The sequence below is a fragment of the Chryseobacterium salivictor genome (assembly GCF_004359195.1).
Taxonomy (GTDB): Bacteria; Bacteroidota; Bacteroidia; order Flavobacteriales; family Weeksellaceae; genus Kaistella; species Kaistella salivictor.
This window is the reverse complement of sequence record NZ_CP037954.1, coordinates 1,569,006-1,588,274: the sequence shown is the minus strand read 5'-3', so window position 1 is coordinate 1,588,274 and position 19,269 is coordinate 1,569,006. Positions and strand designations below refer to the sequence as shown.

Annotated in this window: 20 protein-coding genes and 1 tRNA gene; 16 read left to right on the top strand and 5 right to left on the bottom strand. The window is 37.3% G+C overall.

Features of this window, described 5'->3' with window-relative positions:
- Positions 1 to 102 precede the first annotated feature (102 nt).
- The gene (locus NBC122_RS07400; protein WP_133439762.1) at positions 103 to 564 is read left to right on the top strand and encodes a hypothetical protein; all 462 of its coding nucleotides are present in this window, start codon (positions 103 to 105) and stop codon (positions 562 to 564) included.
- A 21-nt stretch (positions 565 to 585) separates the two neighbouring features.
- Here NBC122_RS07400 and NBC122_RS07395 read toward each other — a convergent pair whose 3' ends face one another.
- A complete protein-coding gene (locus NBC122_RS07395; RefSeq protein WP_133439761.1) occupies positions 586 to 1,110 on the bottom strand; it encodes a gamma carbonic anhydrase family protein in 525 nt (174 codons plus the stop codon).
- A gap of 186 nt (positions 1,111 to 1,296) precedes the next feature.
- Between NBC122_RS07395 and NBC122_RS07390 the strand changes: the two genes are divergently transcribed.
- The 4 genes from NBC122_RS07390 (at position 1,297) to NBC122_RS07375 (ending at position 4,188) form a co-directional block, all read left to right on the top strand.
- The gene (locus NBC122_RS07390) at positions 1,297 to 2,175 is read left to right on the top strand and encodes a NifU family protein (RefSeq protein ID WP_133439760.1); all 879 of its coding nucleotides are present in this window, start codon (positions 1,297 to 1,299) and stop codon (positions 2,173 to 2,175) included.
- 69 nt (positions 2,176 to 2,244) lie between these two features.
- Positions 2,245 to 2,652: a GxxExxY protein gene (locus tag NBC122_RS07385; protein WP_133439759.1), complete on the top strand. Its 408-nt coding sequence runs from the start codon at positions 2,245 to 2,247 to the stop codon at positions 2,650 to 2,652.
- Between the two features lie 85 nt (positions 2,653 to 2,737).
- Entirely contained in the window at positions 2,738 to 3,766 is a 1,029-nt protein-coding gene (gene hemH / locus NBC122_RS07380) for a ferrochelatase (RefSeq protein ID WP_133439758.1), read from the top strand.
- 227 nt (positions 3,767 to 3,993) lie between these two features.
- Complete coding sequence (locus NBC122_RS07375; RefSeq protein ID WP_133439757.1) at positions 3,994 to 4,188, top strand: hypothetical protein; 195 nt, start codon at positions 3,994 to 3,996, stop codon at positions 4,186 to 4,188.
- Positions 4,189 to 4,227: 39 nt separating this feature from the next.
- Here the strand turns inward: NBC122_RS07375 and NBC122_RS07370 are convergent, their stop codons facing one another.
- The 3 genes from NBC122_RS07370 to NBC122_RS07360 all read right to left on the bottom strand — a co-directional run bounded on the left by NBC122_RS07370 (position 4,228) and on the right by NBC122_RS07360 (position 8,034).
- Complete coding sequence (locus NBC122_RS07370) at positions 4,228 to 5,439, bottom strand: type IX secretion system plug protein (protein WP_133439756.1); 1,212 nt, start codon at positions 5,437 to 5,439, stop codon at positions 4,228 to 4,230.
- Positions 5,440 to 5,622: 183 nt separating this feature from the next.
- Positions 5,623 to 6,744 carry a 3,4-dihydroxy-2-butanone-4-phosphate synthase gene (ribB, locus tag NBC122_RS07365; protein WP_133439755.1) on the bottom strand — a complete coding sequence of 374 codons (1,122 nt, stop codon included), beginning with the start codon at positions 6,742 to 6,744 and terminating at the stop codon, positions 5,623 to 5,625.
- Between the two features lie 282 nt (positions 6,745 to 7,026).
- On the bottom strand, positions 7,027 to 8,034 hold the full coding sequence (locus NBC122_RS07360) for an LLM class flavin-dependent oxidoreductase (protein ID WP_185145755.1): 1,008 nt from the start codon (positions 8,032 to 8,034) through the stop codon (positions 7,027 to 7,029).
- A gap of 332 nt (positions 8,035 to 8,366) precedes the next feature.
- Here NBC122_RS07360 and NBC122_RS07355 point away from each other — a divergent pair, with 332 nt between their 5' ends.
- The 11 genes from NBC122_RS07355 (at position 8,367) to NBC122_RS07305 (ending at position 18,078) form a co-directional block, all read left to right on the top strand.
- Positions 8,367 to 9,743: a DUF4403 family protein gene (locus NBC122_RS07355; RefSeq protein ID WP_133439753.1), complete on the top strand. Its 1,377-nt coding sequence runs from the start codon at positions 8,367 to 8,369 to the stop codon at positions 9,741 to 9,743.
- A 24-nt stretch (positions 9,744 to 9,767) separates the two neighbouring features.
- Positions 9,768 to 10,262 carry an RDD family protein gene (locus NBC122_RS07350; protein WP_133439752.1) on the top strand — a complete coding sequence of 165 codons (495 nt, stop codon included), beginning with the start codon at positions 9,768 to 9,770 and terminating at the stop codon, positions 10,260 to 10,262.
- Positions 10,263 to 10,324: 62 nt separating this feature from the next.
- Positions 10,325 to 10,395, top strand: a tRNA-Cys gene (locus NBC122_RS07345).
- 421 nt (positions 10,396 to 10,816) lie between these two features.
- Complete coding sequence (locus NBC122_RS07340) at positions 10,817 to 11,401, top strand: YMGG-like glycine zipper-containing protein (RefSeq protein ID WP_133439751.1); 585 nt, start codon at positions 10,817 to 10,819, stop codon at positions 11,399 to 11,401.
- A gap of 54 nt (positions 11,402 to 11,455) precedes the next feature.
- The gene (locus tag NBC122_RS07335; protein ID WP_133439750.1) at positions 11,456 to 13,099 is read left to right on the top strand and encodes an LIC_10190 family membrane protein; all 1,644 of its coding nucleotides are present in this window, start codon (positions 11,456 to 11,458) and stop codon (positions 13,097 to 13,099) included.
- 145 nt (positions 13,100 to 13,244) lie between these two features.
- Positions 13,245 to 14,315 (top strand): chorismate synthase, encoded by a 1,071-nt coding sequence (gene aroC / locus NBC122_RS07330; RefSeq protein ID WP_133439749.1) that lies wholly within the window; start codon positions 13,245 to 13,247, stop codon positions 14,313 to 14,315.
- Positions 14,316 to 14,469: 154 nt separating this feature from the next.
- Positions 14,470 to 15,033, top strand: a complete 564-nt coding sequence (locus NBC122_RS07325) for a thioredoxin family protein (RefSeq protein WP_133439748.1) — start codon at positions 14,470 to 14,472, stop codon at positions 15,031 to 15,033.
- Between the two features lie 21 nt (positions 15,034 to 15,054).
- Positions 15,055 to 15,606 (top strand): TlpA family protein disulfide reductase, encoded by a 552-nt coding sequence (locus NBC122_RS07320; protein ID WP_133439747.1) that lies wholly within the window; start codon positions 15,055 to 15,057, stop codon positions 15,604 to 15,606.
- A 72-nt stretch (positions 15,607 to 15,678) separates the two neighbouring features.
- Positions 15,679 to 16,020, top strand: coding sequence for a YkvA family protein (locus NBC122_RS07315; protein ID WP_133439746.1), 342 nt, complete (start codon positions 15,679 to 15,681; stop codon positions 16,018 to 16,020).
- 502 nt (positions 16,021 to 16,522) lie between these two features.
- Positions 16,523 to 17,425, top strand: coding sequence for a tRNA (adenosine(37)-N6)-dimethylallyltransferase MiaA (gene miaA / locus NBC122_RS07310; protein WP_133439745.1), 903 nt, complete (start codon positions 16,523 to 16,525; stop codon positions 17,423 to 17,425).
- 92 nt (positions 17,426 to 17,517) lie between these two features.
- Positions 17,518 to 18,078, top strand: coding sequence for a thioredoxin family protein (locus NBC122_RS07305; protein WP_133439744.1), 561 nt, complete (start codon positions 17,518 to 17,520; stop codon positions 18,076 to 18,078).
- A gap of 77 nt (positions 18,079 to 18,155) precedes the next feature.
- Here NBC122_RS07305 and NBC122_RS07300 read toward each other — a convergent pair whose 3' ends face one another.
- Entirely contained in the window at positions 18,156 to 18,791 is a 636-nt protein-coding gene (locus NBC122_RS07300) for an MBL fold metallo-hydrolase (protein WP_133439743.1), read from the bottom strand.
- Positions 18,792 to 19,269 lie beyond the last annotated feature (478 nt).

The window sequence follows — 19,269 nt, the reverse complement described above, 5'->3', positions numbered from 1 at the left end:
AAAAAATTGAATTTTAATACATTTGAACTCCGATAATCCCACTGCTCCTTTAACATTGCAAAAAAGACTGTATTTTTGTAAAGCAGAAAAAAAACATTTACAATGAAACATCTATTGATTATTACCATTTCACTTTTATCCTTAGTCTCATGCTCGTCCAAAAAAAGAGTGACAGACGTGGAGACCTTGCCTAAAGATATTGCGCTGAAACCGGAAGATCATTTTTCACAGCAGGCAGACCAGATTGAAATGAAAAACCTCATCAAAGAAATAGATTCCCTGATCAGCACTGAAAAATGTGCGGATGCAAAAGATTGGAAATTTACTGCCATTGGTTCGAAAGCGTGTGGTGGACCAAGTTCTTATATCGCTTATCCCGTTAAACTGGAAGATCAAATTTTACCGAAAGTAACCCAATTCACTTCGATGCAAAGTGCTTTCAATCTCAAATATGGCCTCATGTCAGATTGCGTAATGGTTCTTCCTCCTGCGGAAATTCGCTGCGAAAACGGAAAAGCTGTTTTGACTGGAAACCATTCAGAAAAAGAAAAGGAAGCTGAATAATCAACTTCCCTGTTATGGTTATTAAAGAACAACTTCTTTATACCAGGAAGAATATTTCACATAATTGTTAGCGATTCTGTTGACTTCACCTTCCAATAATTCTGCCGACATATCTTTGATTTTCCGTGCCGGGGCGCCTGCCCAAACTTCACCGGATTTAATATGCGTTCCCTGGGTGACCACCGAACCTGCGCCAATAATCGAGTTGCTTTCGACCAAGCAATCGTCCATCACAATGGCGCCCATTCCGATCAAAACATTGTCGTGAATCGTGCAGCCATGAACGATTGCGTTGTGACCAATCGACACATTATCTCCAATGATCAGCGGGAATTTTTCATACGTGCAGTGCAACATCACGTTGTCCTGAACATTAACTTTATCACCCATTTTAATGTAATTCACATCGCCACGAATAACGGCGTTATACCAGACACTGCATTCTTTACCCATAGTGACATCGCCAATGATGGTTGCTGTTTCTGCCAAAAAAGTGTTTTCTCCGATTTGTGGAGTTTTTCCTAAAAGTTCTTTTATAAGTGCCATGTTAATTTTGTTAATTTGATAATGTGCTAATTGATTTAAAGTGCTGAAGTAATTTTCTGTTGCAATTTAATTAATCCCCGATGGTTTTCAATAACAACTGATATTACTCATTGACAGCGTCTAAAACCTGCATGATGAAATCTAAATTGTTATCCGTATTTTTGTACTCAAATTTAAGAAATTAAAATGAGACCAATTATTATAGAGCCCACAGAAAACCCAAAAGTAATGAAGTTTGTAGCCGATTACAACTTAATTCCCGGTTCTCTGGAACTCGACCGCAATTCTGATATCGCAGAAATCCCTTTAGCCCAGGAACTTTTCAAATATCCATTCGTAGAAAGAGTTTTCATCACCGCCAATTTTATCGCTGTCGCAAAACAGGATGGTATCGACTGGGAAAATCTCGTTGATCCTCTAAAAAGTGTGATTCAGGATGAATTGGCGGCAAATCCCCGAATTTATCTTCAGAAAAAAAATGATGAATATCTTGTTTATGCAGAAATGACTCCCAATCCAATGGTGATGAAATTCGTTTCTAACAAAGCATTAATGGACGGTTTCATCGAAGTGAAATCCCGCGGAGAAGCTGGTGACATTCCTTTAGCTAAAGCGATTTTCGATGAATATGATTTTGCTAAAGAAGTTTTCATCTCTGATAATTTCGTGGCAGTTACCAAAAATGTTTCCGTAGAATGGCATGAGGTAATGGTTGCAGTAAGAGCATTTGTGGCTGATTATCTTCAGAACGGAGGTGTCATTTCTAATGCAACTCCGCAGAAACATGAAAGCCCGGCAGCCGGCATCATGAACAGAGAATACAATGAAGACGAACAGAAAATTTCTGATATTTTAAATGAATATATTGCGCCAGCCGTGGAAGGCGATGGTGGGAAGATTTCATTAATGGAATATGACGCAGACACGAAAACCGCTAAAATGCTGTTGCAGGGAGCCTGCTCGGGTTGCCCAAGTTCGACCGCCACTTTGAAAGGAGGAATTGAAAATGTTCTGAAACAGTTTTTACCGGAATTGGTAGAAAACGTGGAAGCGGTTAATGGTTAAGTAATTAACCACAAAAGTCACAAAAGTTTTATTCTTTAAGTATCTTTAAAACTTTTTATAGTTCAAATAATGATAACGCAATCTTATCTTACAGACTTAACCTATAAAATAAATGGGGCTTGTATAGAAGTCCACAAAATCTTAGGTCCAGGCTTGTTAGAAAAGGTTTATCATGAAGCATTAAAAGAAGAATTTACTTTAAGGGGAATAAATTATAAATCGGAACTGCAAACAGAAATCTTCTACAAAAGCAAGAAATTGAATTGCGACTACAAATGTGATTTTTTAATTGAGGACATTATCGTGTTAGAAATAAAATCGGTAAAAAGCTTTGATGACATACATCGGGCAAAACTTTTGAATTACATGGCTATTTTAAAAGTTCCAAAAGGAATTTTAATTAATTTTAATGTAAAAAACATATACCACGAAGGACAGGAAACGCTTGTAAATGAGCATTACAGTAAGTTGCTATAAATTATTTTCACTTTAAAACGAAGTCAATTCCATCTTTATAGGAAACTTTTGTGACTTTTGTGGTTTATAAAAAAAAATAAATATTTTGTCTAAAAAAGGAATTTTATTGGTGAATCTCGGTTCGCCCAAATCGACGAAAGTTGAAGATGTAAAAGAATATCTCGACGAATTTTTAATGGATGAAAAAGTCATCGATTACCGTTGGTTTTTCCGGACTTTATTGGTGCGCGGAATCATTTTGAATACCCGACCGAAAAAATCGGCTGCCGCTTATGAAACCGTTTGGACTGAAGAAGGTTCACCGTTAATTTTCATCACGGAAAGAATTCAGAAAAAACTGCAAAAGTTGGTTGATGTTCCCGTAGAAATCGGAATGCGATACGCCGAACCAAGCATCGAAACAGGAATCCGAAAACTGACCGAACAGGGCGTTACTGAAGTCGTACTCTTCCCGCTCTATCCGCAATATGCGATGAGCACGACGGAAACAGTGGTTGAAAAAGCAGAAGATGTTCGTAAGAAGCATTTCCCCAATATTAAAATCAATTACGTTCAACCGTTCTATAACCGTGAAATTTACATTGATTGTTTAGCAGAAAGTATCCGCGAGAAATTACCGGAAACATTTGATGCGTTACAATTCTCTTATCACGGTGTTCCGGAAAGACATATTTTTAAAACAGACCCAACCAAAACCTGTAATTTAAACGACTGTTGTTCCCGAGACAGCAATCCGAGTCATCAGTTTTGCTACAGACATCAGTGTTTTAAGGTAACGGAAGAAGTGATTAAGAAACTCAATTTACCGAAAGAAAAAGTTCTGGTCACCTTCCAGTCCCGTTTGGGAAATGACAAATGGATGGAACCGTACACCGATGAAACTCTGGAAAATTTAGGCAAAAAAGGAATTAAAAATCTGGCGATTGTTTGTCCGGCTTTTGTTTCAGATTGTCTGGAAACTTTAGAGGAAATTTCCGTAGAAGGTAAAGAACAGTTTATGCATGGCGGCGGTGAAAACTACCATTATATTCCCTGTTTAAATGATGAAGACCGCTGGATTGAGGTGGTGAAAACTTTGTGTGAGGAAAGATTGCATGAGTTTTATCTGGTATAAAAAAAATTACTACATGACAAAAAATTATTATTGAATTTTCCAACCACAAAAGTAACAAAAGGGGAAAGTATAAAAACACTCCTTTTAAAGTTCAAATAAGTAAAGCGCTTTTGCATTAACCTTCTTTAAACTTTAACACGAAATTTTTTAATCTTCTAAATGGTAAAAACTTTTGTGCCTTTTGTGGTTTACTTTTTTTGTCATGTACTAAAGGTGAAAATTGGCATTTGGAATTTATACAGGATGAAGAAAAACCTCAATCCAAATTTGATGAAGATGATGCTTTGGTTTTTTATCCGAAAACGCAGAAATCTTATGATAAAATTTTAGAAAATATTGGAAAGTTTGAAGTTCCATTAATCAAAACAAAAAATCCTTATTGGAAAGATAAAGGCATTTTTTTTGAGGATTGCGATTTGTAAAGGATTATTGTTTCCACAGAGAGGATATCAAAATAAAACTTATCTCAAAGGCGTTCTAAACTCGCCGTAACCCAGCAATCCATCATAGTTCCTACCAAAAGGCTGGTAATACAAAAAGGCCTGATAGAGGTTTTCTGTCTGCCAGAAATTACCGTTAATTTCACCCAGATTTAAAGATCCATCAGCGTTTTTGGTGGCTAAAATATAATTGTAGAATCCCTGTTTCAAATAAATTTTTGCGATGTATTTTTTCGCGGTTTCATCATAGAACATTTGATTTTCTTTGCTTGCTTTAAAATCATTAAAACCGCCAACTACATAAATCTCTTTATTGCTTTTTTCGGAATCCAAAGCAAAATACACCCAGGAATAGTCCGCTTCCCGATCCGCATTTCTTTCAATACCCAAATCATTTCTGCGGAAATAAAAAGCACCGTTCACATCCGGCTGGTATTGATAATTCATCGGAAACGCCCACACAGAATGCAAATAGGTATAATTTATTCCATTGACATTTTCTGACTGCGCAACCATATCGAACGGCTGGTTCATATTCTTGTTATCGAAATAATAAAACTCATTATTTCCGGGAAACGCTAAATTCATCTGTTGAAAAAGAATTTTATTTCCCAGAGAGGAACTTTGTTTTTGATTGTAAACTCCCATATCCCAATTATTATTTTGGATGACATTTAAAGTCAAAGAATTCAGATTGGAATTCATTACTGAACCGTTGCCGATTGCCTGTACTTCAACTCTTTGATTGATCTGCGGTTTTCCCGCGTCAGAAATTCGGGAAATATTCAAAGCCAGGTTAGCACCATCTTCAACCACACAAAATCTTTTGGTAAACAATGGCTTGCTGACTGAATCCTGATAAACAACGAGTTCAAAATTCCCGGAGATTTTGGGCTGAATTTTATCGTTCGGAATCGTTAATGTATAATTGGTGTACGCCTGCAAGGTATTGAACGAATACTGAAACTGATCAATCATTCCGTTTAAACTTCCGGTGGCATACTCGGTAAAAAATAAGCCGTCATCATTCCAGTTCCGGTCGAAATGTTTCAAAGTATACCGATAAATCGTACTGGAATTCGATAAATCGTCGAAACGTAAAATCAACTGTTCATTAAAACCAATGACCGGCGTTTCATCATTGGTCTGCGGATTAAACAATTGAACGCTGCGGATATCCTGTGCAAAGAAAAATGCACTGAATACGAAAAAGAAAGAGGATAAGTATTTCATTGAAACGAAGATAACAATTTTTAGCGAGGTGATAATCTGTTGATGTGGTGATCTGTTGATTTGCTGATTAAAAAGAAAACCCTTTCCGCCTTTAGAAGGCCGAAAGGGTTTAGCGTTGGCAAAAAAAATTGCCCAAAATATGTACTGCCTACTTGGCTCTTTTACCTTTTTACTTGGCTCTTATTATAACTCAACCATTTCTGTCACTTCCACATCGTAACCGCCTACCAAAGGTTTTTGGTTAACATTCTGGGAAATGACACGGAATTTATTAATCCCTAAGTTTTTTAAAATCTGCGTTCCGATTCCGTAATCATGAAAGTTGGAAGCCAAAGTCGGACGTTTTTCCTGACCGTCCTGAAAATCTAAAAACTGCTGCAGTTTGCGCATCGTATTTTCAGAATTTGAGACATTATTAATGAAAATTATCGCCCCTTTCCCTTCGTCATTAATCATTTTAGTTACTTTTTCAAGCAACGGTTTTTCGCCCGTCGTCAATCTGCTCAAAACATCGAAATAAGAATTCGAAGCCTGAACCCTTACCAAAATCGGCTCGTTTTCTGACCATTTCCCTTTCGTTAAAGCAAAGTGAATTTGATCCGTACTCGTTTCTTTAAAAGCGTAGAAATCAAAATCGCCGTAGAATGTTTTCACTTTTCTTTCTTCCAGACGCTCGATTAAATCCCCTTTTCTTAACTGATATTGAATTAAATCCTCAATAGAGACCAGTTTCAAATCGTGTTTTTTCGCCAGTTCATATAATTCGGGAAGTCTTGCCATAGAACCGTCATCATTCATAATTTCGCAAATCACCCCTCCTTCCTGCAGGCCGGCTAATTTGGTTAAATCGATCGCCGCTTCGGTATGACCAGCTCTTTTCAGCACGCCTCCTTTTTTTGCTCTCAGTGGAAAAATATGTCCCGGACGCATAAAATCTGTCGGTTTGGTATTTTCGTCCATTAAAGCTAAAATCGTTTTACTTCGGTCGCTGGCAGAAATTCCGGTAGAAACTCCATCTCCCAACAAATCCACAGAAACCGTAAAAGCTGTTTCCTTTGGATCGCTGCTCCGTGTAACCATAATATCGAGACCAAGTTCGTCGCAACGTTTTTCAGGAAGTGGCGTACAAATCAAACCGCGACCGTGAATGGTCATAAAATTGATAATTTCCGGCGTAGTTAATTCTGCCGCAGAAAGAAAATCTCCCTCATTTTCCCGGTTTTCATCATCAACTACGATGATTATTTTTCCGTTTTTTAGATCCTCAATCGCTTCAGGAATCGTATTAAGTTGAATATCTGACATTTTACTTTTAGATTTTTGCAAAGATAGTTAGATTTATGGCAATCGACAATTCTTATTTGGGCGTCTTTTCCCGTCTGGATTTATCCTGAGCTTGTCGAAGGACTCGCGCTTTTTTTGGGATTTCCGCCTTGCTTTTCCCTTCCCGAAAAAATCTAATAAAGAGCTCCGTTCAAGCTGGGACGCAGGTTTGGACACCAATTTCAATTCCGGTTTCAACTGTTTCAGCGCAGACTTGTCATGCATGATAATTTTGCCCGCGTCAATCCGCAAAAAAAGAAACATTTACAGCCCGGCATTCAATGCATCAGTCGCCTTTCTGATAATTCCGTATGATTTTAAACGGGCTTCATGCTCATAAATATGAGAAGTAATCATCAGTTCATTCACCTGAAATCTTTTCTGAAACTGTGACATCTGGTTTTTTATGGTTTCTTCACCGCCGGTAAAGCTATAGTGCAACATTTGCATGACGTGGGCTTTTTCCATAGGATTCCAGATTTCATCCATATCATCCACAGGCGGCGCATACGGTTTTCTGTCATTTCGAATCAAATTGACAAATGCCTGATAAAGTGTTGTAGAGAGTTTTTTCGCTTCCTCATCTGTTTCTGCCGCAATGCCATTGACACAGGCGATGGTATAAGGTTGCGGGAATTCTTTGCTCGGTTGATAATTCTGATGATAAATTTCAAAAGCGGTTTCCATCATCTGAGGCGCAAAGTGTCCGGCAAAGGCGTAAGGCAAACCCATCTCTGCCGCCAGCCACGCGCTGTCTGTACTGGATCCCAAAATATAAATGGGAATATCGCAACCTTCACCCGGAATCGCTCTCACCAAACTTTCTGAATTTTCCACCGAAAAATACCTTTGCAACTCCTGAATCTGCTGTGGGAAATGCTGATTAATATTCATCGGATTTCTGCCCAAAGCTTTTGCGGTAATACCGTCAGTTCCCGGTGCTCTTCCCACGCCGAGATCAATTCTGTTTGGGAATAAACTTTCCAGGGTGCCGAATTGCTCTGCAATAACCAGCGAACTGTGATTGGGCAACATAATGCCTCCGGAACCCACTCTGATTTTTGTGGTTCCATTGGCGATAAACCCTATTAAGACAGATGTTGCAGAACTCGCAATGCTTGCCATATTATGATGTTCCGCCAGCCAGAATCTTTTATAATCTAATTTCTCGACGGCTCTTGCTAAATCCAGACTGTCATTGAAAGTGTCGTGAATGGTTTTATTTTGTTTGACTGGTGCTAGATCCAGTACAGAAATTTCAAATTTTTTCATTGCGATAAGATAAGGAATAGAATTAAATTTTTAGCCTGAAAATTATTCAAAGAACCAATCTCTTTAATAGAAAAAAAGACATTCATTCAGAGTTTGTTTAAAAAGAATTAAACTGCTAAAGACACAAAAGAAAATCTAAAAATAAAATCTCCAAAAGAGCAAAAAAGACAGCTTTTTTAGGACACTTCTCTTTTTTGATCTTTGAAACAATTAAAAAAATATCACTTTTGCGTCTTTTGTGGTTTTTAAAATAAATTTACACAGGCTCTAAAATATTTATTCTGTACGTATCCAAATTTTATGCAAATTTGCGTTTCACTGAAAACGTAAAAATGCGAAGCTTTCTCATTCTGATGATTCTACTTCTGGCTCCGAAAATATTTTCGCAGCAAACCATCGCGTATTCTTCAGTTCCCGTTTACAATTTCCCAAAAATCAAATCATCGGTTACCATGCCGGTGAAAATTCCGCTGTCGGAAATTGGGAATATAATTAATAACTCTTTGCCTGCCCTGATTTTTCAGGATGATTCCTATACCGATAATGACAACGACCAGTTCAAAGTAAAAGTCTGGAAAACGAGACCAATCCGACTGGTTGGCGGAACACAACAGAATCTGCTGATCGAAGTTCCTTTAAAAATATGGGCCGAAAAAGGAATCGGAACCTTGGGGATTTATCATTACCAAAACACCACTTTTGAAACGGTGATGTATTTCAACACCCAACTCACCTTTAATAGTAACTGGAAAATGGCGACCAAAACTTCGCCCATGGGTTTTAAATGGATCACAAAACCAGTTCTTGATTTTGGAAGAATTAAAGTGCCAATCACTTCATTAGTAGAATCGAGTTTGAAAAAACAGCAAGCCGACTTCTGCAAAACCATCGACGAAATGATGCTGGATCAGTTAAACTTTCAGCAATATGCCATCATGGCGTGGAATCAATTTTCGGAACCTTTTGAAATTTCGGAAGAATATAATACCTGGTTGAAAATCAGCCCTGTAAGCGTCAATATTACGCCACTTACCTTTCATGGAAACCGTATTGACACCCATATCGGAATTGATGTGTATTCTGAAACTTTTACAGGCACGAAACCGCCTTCTTCACCGTTGATAAGCAGCATTGCCAATTTTAATCCGGTACCGCAACTCCCAAACAATTTTCTGTTACAGACCACCGTTAATATTCCGTTTACGGAAGCAACCGCGATTGCAGAAAAATTATTTTCAGGTAAAGAATTTGATTTTAAAGAAGGAAAATCAAAAGTGAAAATTACTTCCGTTAAAGTTTACGGAGAAAATGACCGAATCATCATCGAAGCACACACAGAAGGAACAATCGAAGGTATTTCCTATATCACCGGAATTCCTGTTTATAATGAATTCAGAAGAAAAATCGTTTTGTCTGACACGAAGTTCAAACTGAAAACGAAAAACATTTTATATAAAACCGCAACACTTTTATTTCAGGGAAAAATCGTGAAAATGATTCAAGAACAATACGGAATCCCGACCGCGGAACTTGAAGATTCTTCCAGAAAAAGCATCGAAGAAACCTTTAATAAAGAATATTACAAAGGACTGATGATGAAGGGAAAAGCTGTTAAACTGACACCTTCGAGTATTATCCTCAATCCTCTCGGAATTACCGCAGTGATCGATATACAGGCACAGTTGGAAGTTTCCGTAAAGGGAATGTGATTCATTAAAATTAATTAATTAAATATGGCAAGAGTTTTACAAGTTGTAGAGAGAAATAAAGCAGATAAAGGATACCGCTTTGTCAATTACATTATCGATTTTGGTTTTTCAGTCGTGATGATTTGGATGCTGGCATTCCTGTTCGTCTTTGCACAATACCTTGTCAACGGCACCGAGATGGAAGAAGCGATAGATGACATTACCAATATCAATCCTTTGGTTGACCGCGTGGGAACCCTTTTAGTTTACGGATTGATTATGTTTTTGGTAGAAAAATTCAGTAATGGCAGAAGTTTGGGGAAATTAATCACCGGAACTAAAGTGGTAAAAACCGATGGAAGTGATCTGACGACTGATGATTTGCTCAAAAGAAATTTTGCGCGCGCAGTTCCGTTTGATCAGCTTTCATTTTTAGGAAATAGCGGCTGGCACGACAACTGGTCGAATACGCGGGTGGTTAAAGCTAAAGATTATACAGGGCCAGAAACATGCAAAATGAGATCGAAAGTCTGGGGATGAAAGAAAATCTTCAATAAAATTTTCTCTGAAAAATAAAAAGTCCTATATTTGCAAACCCAAATGGTTCTTTGGCCGAGTGGTTAGGCAGTGGTCTGCAACACCATCTACAGCGGTTCGAATCCGCTAGGAACCTCTAAAACCCTATTAATCTGCTAGTGAGATTTTTAGGGTTTTTCTTTTTTGGTGTGATTATTGGGAATTATCCGGCCGAAGCTCTACGCTTTTAAACCTCTCATTTCTGAATTTAAAGAAATGGGTGAAAGTAGGGTTTGTAAATAAATCTTCGTGAACCTTTCCGGTGAAATTCCCACTTATCATTTAAACGGAAATACCTACAGTTTTAAACAACAGTTTAAAAATTTCAATTTTAAAAAAAATAATTGAAAAATCACAAGCCAGGATTACCGCTCTGCACCAAGGAATTCCATTGATTAGTATTTTTTTCAAAAACTTTAACAATTCATTAACATAAGATTGGTTCTCTTTTTGGCGTTAGCATATAAAGAAAGATTAGCCGCTAATCTACTTATCAAACCGTATTAAAATTTATCATTATGAAATCAACTCATTCAATACCCCAAGCAAATAGAAAGAACTTTACTTTAAAAAATATCTTTTTAACAGGAGTAACTGCAGCACTTATGTTGACGGCGTGTAAAAAAGAAAACACGGTAGTTGAAAAATCATTAGATCAACAGAAAATAGAATTCCAACAGAGACAGCTGGAAATTGAGCAACAAAAATTAGCGATTGAAAAAGAGAAAATCGCGTACGAAACTCAAAAGAAAGCCGATAGTATTGCAGAAAGAAAAGCAGCCATCGCGGCACAACCAAAACCGCAGGTGATCAGAGAAACCAAAACGGTTTATGTGAATAACACGCCGAGACAAAGTGCCTCGTCTGGCTCCAATTCAGGAGTTTCACAGGGAACAAATCAAACCGCTCAAAAACAGGGAATGAGCAAAGCCGCTAAAGGAACCATTATCGGTACCGTAGGTGGAGCCGCTGCCGGAGCGATTATCAGTAAGAAAAACCGTGGCCTGGGTGCAGTTATTGGCGGTGTTGTAGGTGGGGCAACCGGTTACACCATCGGTAGAGCAGGCGACAGAAAAGACGGTCGCGTACAGCCGAGAAATTAAAAATTTCAAATTGACAGTATAAAAAGATTGCTTATTTTTAAGCAATCTTTTTTTATGCTGTATATTCTACTGATGGTGATTTTGCTGCTTCCGGCGATGGCGGGTTTAGGAGCATTTTTCAAAAACATTTTCGGAGATTTTTCTGCAGGAATTGCCTTGCAAATTCTTGCAGGTATTTTCTTTACGACCGTCACCTGGACAATTCTTGCCTGTTTTATTCCGCTGAATATTTATGTAGAAACAGGGACTTTAGTTATTGGACTCTCTGCTTTTTTCTATTTTAAAATGTATCTGGATTTCTGGAATTTCATCACCCGGAATTTCATTTTATCTTCGGGTATTTCAGCAGTGATTATTTTCTTCGGGTCTTATTATCCGTTTATTTTAGACCACTTCGGTTATTATGTTCCGACCATAAAATGGCTTGCAGAAGTTGGTTTGGTGCAAGGAATCTCAAATCTCGATTTACTTTTAGGACAGAGTTCTTTCTGGCATATTTTCCAGGCTGGATTTTCCAATTTTTCGGATCCTTATTTAAGATTAAATGCATTAGTAATGATTGTTTATCTAATCTACATTTTAGAAAAAAAATCATGGATCCATTTGCTGTTTTTACCTTTTCTGTTTCTTTTTATCCAATCGCCTTCACCGGATTTACCCGCAATCGTTTTCTCATTGATTATTTTAAATGAAGTTTTTAATTCCAATAAAAACGCAGGATTTCTATTCGCAATTTCCGTTTTCGTATTGGCCATAAAACCGACCATGATGTGGCTGCCTATTTTTGTTTTTTTTTATAATTTCTTTATTGTAAGAAACAATTACAGATTCCTTCTCGGTGGGACAGCCATTTTATTTCTTTTCTTTTTTAAAAATATCTGGACTTTCGGATTTCCCATTTTCCCGGTTCAATTCCTTGACCTTGGATTTTCATGGAAACTTAATGATGAACTTTTGGAAAACTCCTCCAAAGTAGCACTTCTGAAAACCTACGACATGCAATACTCCTACGGCGAAATCCAGCGGTTTTCAAGATTGGATCATGTCAGAAACTGGTTGTTTTTAAATGGAATAAAAAGTAAAATCCATCTTTTATTTGTTTTAAGTTTAACAGCATTTTTTGTTTTTGCAATGATCAGGAAGACAAAATTAATTTGGATCCTCTTTATTTCTATTTTAATAAAAAGTGTTTTAGTACTATTATTCTCCGCTCAATACCGATTTTTCTTTGATCTGTTTTTTGTGATGTTCTTCGTTGTTTTTTATCAGGTTATTCCGAGAAAATTTTCACTCATTTTCTTTACCGGACTATCAATCTTTATTGCCGGATTTCTATCTTTTCCAAATCTGCCTCAAACCTATATTCCCAGTTTCAAACTCGGAAATTTCATGACGGGTTTTAATAAAAATCAATTTATAAAACCTTCTTCTTTTGAATTAAATAAATACAAAACCCATCAAATCGGCAATCTCAAATTCAATGTTGTTGACGGATATTTCTTCAGTTTCGACACTCCAATCCCGACAATTACTCCTCAATTCATTCAGGAAGATTTGGATGCCGGGATTTTCCCTCAGCTCAAAGGAAAAACTTTAAAAGAGGGTTTTGTCTGGCGTAAAATTTCAGACGAAGAAAAGATGAAAATTGCTGAAATTCTGAAAGAATATTCAGAAGCAATTCCTGCAAAAGAGGATTAAAATAAAATATAACTGTATAAAAAAATATACTCCCGAACTCTACGAAACTCGAATTCTGCCTCACAAATATGATGAGGTTAGTTCATTAAAAAACATTCGTGAATTTGTGGCAAAAAAATTCACAACTAATAAGTAACTTTGTCTTATGTTCAATTTAGGAAATTTTCTCACGCTCTCTACCTTTGGCGAAAGTCACGGCGCAGCGTACGGCGGCATTCTCACCAATTTTCCCGCCGGCTTACCCATTAATTTAGAAGAAGTTCAACACCAGCTGGACCGTCGGAAACCGGGTCAAAGTTCGATTGTAACCCAACGGAAAGAAAGCGACACGGTAACGTTTCTGTCCGGTATTTTTGATGGAAAAACAACGGGAACTCCCATCGGTTTTATGATTGAAAACGAAAATCAGAAATCGAAAGACTATGATCATATTTCGAAATCTTACCGGCCAAGTCACGCCGATTTCACCTATGACCAAAAATTCGGAATCCGGGATTATCGCGGTGGCGGAAAATCTTCTGCCCGTGAAACCGTCAATTGGGTGGTGGCCGGAAGTATGGCAAAACAGATTCTCCCAAAAAATGTAGAGATCAACGCTTATGTTTCTTCTGTCGGAGACATTTTCTGTGAAAAACCTTATCAGGATTTAGATTTTTCTAAAACCGAATCCAATGACGTTCGCTGCCCTGATACAGAAACTGCAGAAAAAATGATTGCTAAAATCAAGGAAATTAAAAAAGAAGGAAATACCATCGGCGGCACAATTACGTGCGTGATCAAGAATTTACCCATCGGAATCGGTGAACCTGTTTTTGGAAAACTTCAGGCAGAGCTGGCAAAAGCAATGCTCAATATCAATGCCTGCAAAGGATTCGAATACGGAAGTGGATTTTGCGGTGCAAAGATGACCGGCAAAGAACACAACGATTTGTTCAATGAAGATTTCACCACCAAAACCAATCTCTCAGGCGGGATCCAAGGTGGAATTTCCAATGGAATGGACATTTATTTCCGCGTCGCTTTCAAACCTATAGCGACTATTTTACGTCCGCAAGAAAGTTTTGACAGCGATGGAAATCCAATTACCGTAGAAGGAAAAGGAAGACACGACCCTTGTGTTTTACCAAGAGCCGTTCCTATTGTGGAGAATCTGGCAGCATTCGTTTTGGCGGATCTGTTCCTGATCAATAAACTCCGCAAATATGGAGATGGTTAAACTTAAAATAAAGCTCCATTTCTATCCTCATTTAACAACTAATTAAAATCATCTAAGTTATCTGGGTTAATTTACCGTTAAAATTTGTTTAATGTGATTTAGATCACCTTATAATAAAAGTTTAATACTGAAATTTGTATAAATAAAAAAAAGAATGAAAAATTACTGGCAAAACGCCATCACTTTCGATGAGTATCTGAAAATCGCAGAAGAGCGCTTCCACAACAACCCCAACAAAAACGATGAATACCAGGAGTATTATGAGTTAGGTTTACAAAGAACCAACCGCACAGTTAAGACCTATAAAGTTGATGCTGAACACCTTCAGCAATTAGAACCGAAAAACTTTAACGGTAAAATTTTAATTATTTCAGAACCGTGGTGTGGCGACGCAAGCGCTACTGTGCCAGCGGTTTCCAAATTTTTCGAGGCAGCCGGAATCGAGGTGAGAATTTTCTTAAGAGATACCGATCTCTCCCTGATCGACCAATTCCTGACCAACGGAACACAGTCGATTCCCAAAATAATTATCGTGAATGATGATTTTTCTGTAAAAGCAGATTGGGGGCCAAGGCCACAATTCGGAAATGACCTTCTGAAAAAATTCAAAGAAAACCCGGAAACTTATCCAAGAGAAGATTTCTACAATGACCTGCAGATTTATTATGCGAAAAACCGTGGCAAAGATGCAATTGAAGAAATTATATCTTTGCTGTAATATTTAATATAAAAACCACGCATGAAATTTTTGAAGAAAAACGCATTTTTTATTTTGGCTATGGCATTTTTGGCCGTACTTTATCTTTTCCCTTCGGTGAAATTAAAACTGAAAGATCTTTTTTTCCCGATTGCAGCGATCGAAAACGCAATCACTTTAAACGATCAAGATTACGACATCCAGCTCAAAGGAATAAACGTTCCCGATATTAATCTTAAGAGTTTGAAGGGCAATAAACTCGTCCTGCTTAATTTCTGGGGAACCTGGTGTCCGCCGTGTCGCGAAGAATGGCCTACCATCGAAAAACTGTATCTGGCCAGAAAAGACAAAATCGATTTCGTGCTGATTGCAATGCAGGACAAAGAGGAGGATGTGATCGCCTTTATGAAGAAAAATAATTATACCGCACCGGTTTATATCGCTGAAAGCCCGATTACCAGTCACGTATTGCCAAAAGTCTTCCCGACCACTTTTCTACTGGATAAAAACGGACGAATTCTTCTGAAAGAAGACGGATCCAAAGACTGGAACTCCAAGTCAACTAATGATTTCATCGATAATGTCACGCAGTAATTTTAACAAAATTTACGAAATGGTGGTATGGATTTTGCGAATTAGATAGCGTTTTAAAAATCAAAATACACAATGAAAGTATCAAAAATTCAGTTGGCCAAAGAAGCATTTAAACATAAAGGATTCATTTCCAAAATTCCTGTAATCATTCGGATGATAAAATCTGCAACTAAAAAAGGAGGTTACAAACCGCATTTCAAAGACGTCATTTTACCGGGATTGGTGCTGCTTTACCTCATCTCCCCCATCGACATTATCCCAGACTGGATACCGGTTATCGGCGTTTTCGATGATTTGGCTTTGCTTGCGTTTGCTATTCCATTATTGGTGAAAGAAGCTGAGAAGTTCATTGCCTGGGAAGCCGCCCGACAGTCCGACGATTCGATGATTGAGGAAGCCGAAGTCATCGGATAATATTAAAAATTAAATACGTAACCGTTCTTGCAAAAGAACGGTTATTTTTATGAGGAGCAACAAGATTTTCGCTTCTTACAAAACCAGTCCCGCTGTCCGTTACAATCTTTTTTCTCCTTCGTCGGAAAAAGGATTTCCACTTCCATCGGGGCTAAAACTTCAGACAGTTTGTTATTATAAAAACAAAAAAGATGAAAAATCAAAATTATTTTCAGAAATCAGTAAGAGAAGCTTCAACCAAAAGGGAATTATTTTAAAAATTAAGGCATTAAGAATTCATTAAGACCACAGTATGATATCATTAATCATTACAAAAATCTTAATTTACCTTAATACCTTAATGTTATATTTTCCAATTTAATTCATAAAAAAAGCACGTACTTCACGTTTTTTCGCAAATACCACTCCGCAAAATCGGCGGGAGAAAAAACAGTCAAATGCTGCAGATTTTAAATTCAGGATTATAAATTTATTATTCAAAAAAAATCAGGAAATTTGCAGTGTGAAAAAACTCATCTCTATTATCGGCACAACCGGCATCGGCAAAACAAAACTCGCCATCGAAATCGCCAAACATTTCGGGACCGAAATTATTTCCTGTGATTCCCGACAGTTTTTCAAAGAAATGAATATCGGAACTGCGACGCCTTCAAAAGAAGAGTTGGCCGAAGTTCCCCACCATTTTATTGGAAATCTTTCCGTACAGGATTATTATTCCATCGGACAGTTCGAGAAAGACGCCATTCAAAAAACCGGCGAACTTTTTCAGAAACACAATGTCGTTGTTTTGGTTGGCGGAAGCATGATGTACGAAAAAGCCGTCATCGAAGGACTTCACGATTTACCCGAAGCCAACGAAGAAAACCAGCGAAAACTGGAACAGCTATTAGAAGAAGACGGCATCGAAAAACTGCAAAATATCTTACAAAATCTGGATCCAGGCTATTTCGATAAAGTAGATAAAGACAATCCGAGAAGACTTTTCAGGGCAATCGATATTATCTGGCAAACGGGAAAAACGTACACCGAAAATATTTCTGCCCAAATGAACCAACGGGATTTTGAAGTCATCAGAATCGGATTACAGGCACCGCGGGAAGTCATTTATGAGAGAATAAATCAGCGCGTAGATCTGATGGTAGAAAACGGATTATTAAAAGAAGCAGAATCTTTAATTCCTTTTAAAAACAACCTGGCCTTGCAAACCGTTGGCTATTCCGAACTTTTCAACTATTTCGACGGAACATGGACTTTGGATTTTGCGTTGGAAGAAATCAAGAAAAATTCCCGACGCTTTGCAAAACGCCAACTGACCTGGTATCGGAAAGAAGAAAATATCAACTGGGTGAATTTTGAAAATCCGGTGGAAGAATCCTTATCTATTTTAAATGCGGTGATGCGATAATTTGTTAATTTGAACATTGTTTCTTTCTTTGCCGTAGTTTATCATTATATTTGTATCATCATTTTATCACATTAACTCATCAACAAATCATCATGGCAAATACACCTTCAAATATGCTCGCACTCGGAACCAAAGCACCTTTCTTTGAACTTCCGAATCCTTCCCAAAGCAACGAAATGCAGTCTTTGGAAGATTTAAAAGGCGAAAAAGGAACACTTGTTTTTTTCATGTGTAACCATTGTCCGTTTGTGCTTCACGTGATCGATAAATTAACTGAACTGTACGAAGATTATCAGGAACAGGGAATTGAATTTATCGCTATCAATGCCAACGACGCAGAAAAATATCCAACTGATTCCCCGGAAAAAATGGTTGAATTTCAGGTGGAAAGAAAATTTGATTTCCCGTATTTATATGATGAAAGTCAAGCGATTGCAAAAGCATACGATGCAGCCTGCACGCCGGATTTTTTCTTTTTTGATGAAAAATTAGATTTAATTTACCGCGGACAGATGGATGATTCCAGACCGGGAAATCAAAAAGAAGTTACCGGTGAAGATTTAATTATCGCTTTTGAAAATCTTCTGGCGGGCGCCCCTCAGGAAGAGATACAGAAACCAAGTATGGGTTGCAATATCAAGTGGAAAGCTTAGAAAGAGCCAAGTAAAAAGAAGAAAGAGCCAAGTATGACATGCATTACTTGGCTCTTTTTACTTTAACCTTTTTACTTTTAGAAATAAGGACTGTAATTTTTCTCAAACCCAATCGTGGTGGGATTTCCGTGGCCGCTGTACACTTTTGTTTCTGCATCAAGAACAAAGAGTTTCGACTTGATATTGCTGATAAGTTGGTCGTGATCGCCTTTGTATAAATCGGTTCGGCCGATACTTCCTTCAAATAAAACATCTCCCGAAATCATGAATTTCTGAGTTTCATTATAAAAAGCAATACTTCCCGGTGAGTGTCCGGGAATATGAATAATTTTAAATTCATCTTTTCCTAAACTGAGAATTTCGTCTTCTTTGACATAAGAAATTTTTCCTTCAAAGGGTTTAAAGAAAAATCCAAACCTGTTTGCGTCCATAGGATTGCGATCCAGAATTTCCTGTTCAATTGGATGCATCAGGACAGGAACCTTGTATTTGTCAGATGCTTTCTGCAAACCCAAAACATGATCGATATGCGCGTGAGTTAAAAGAATATGCTGAACTTTCAGTTGATTGTCGGAGATGAATTTTTCTAAAACAGCGGTTTCTTCATCGGAGAAATTTCCGGGATCGATAATGTAAGCGTCTTTATTATCATTAAAAACGACATAGGTATTCTGTGAAAAAGGATTAAAAACAAAAGATTTGATCTGCAACATTGATTAATTTTTTACAAAGTTAAGGGCTAATTTTTTATAAACCACAAAAGTCACAAAAGTTTAATTTAAAGATAGAACATATTGCGTTTTTAAGTTCACATTATAAATTGTTACGTTGCGCTCTTTTGATATTTATTTTTTTAAACCACAAAAGGCGCAAAAGTTTAATTTAAAGATGGAACATATTGCGTTTTTAAGTTCACATTATAAATTGTTACGTTGCGCTCTTTTGATATTTATTTTTTTAAACCACAAAAGGCGCAAAAGTTTAATTTAAAGATGGAACATATTGTGTTTTTAAGTTCACATTATAAATTGTTACGTTGCGCTCTTTTGATATTTATTTTTTTAAACCACAAAAGGCGCAAAAGTTTAATTTAAAGATGGAACATATTGCGTTTTTAAGTTCACATTATAAATTGTTACGTTACGCTTTTTTGATATTTATTTTTTCAAACCGCAAAACGCGCAAAAGTTT